1 protein-coding gene is annotated in these 230 nt (G+C 46.1%); it reads left to right on the top strand.

Annotated elements, in window-relative coordinates; all coding sequences use genetic code 11:
- The coding region (locus SB660_RS24235; protein WP_410585199.1) for a M20/M25/M40 family metallo-hydrolase at positions 1-230 on the top strand (230 nt) is incomplete at both ends.

Raw genomic sequence — 230 nt, 5'->3', positions numbered from 1 at the left:
ATCTGTCGATATGCAAAGCGGCATCGCCGTGCATTTAGCCAATCTCCTGCATTTTTCGGAGAACCTTGAGACGTTGCCGGGAAATGTATTGTTTATGGCCAATCCCGATGAGGAGAGCCAGCATTCGGGCATTCTCGCCAGCATTTCAGAGCTGAACCGGCTAAAAAAAGAAAAACAGCTTCACTATTTGGCTGCTATTAATACGGATTTTATTACCCCGCTTTACGATG

Origin of the sequence: Bacillus sp. SIMBA_005 (assembly GCF_046535585.1) — a bacterium.
Lineage (GTDB): Bacteria > Bacillota > Bacilli > Bacillales > Bacillaceae > Bacillus > Bacillus pumilus.
Note: the sequence above shows the minus strand (reverse complement) of the source record. Positions and strands in the feature narration are given on the sequence as shown.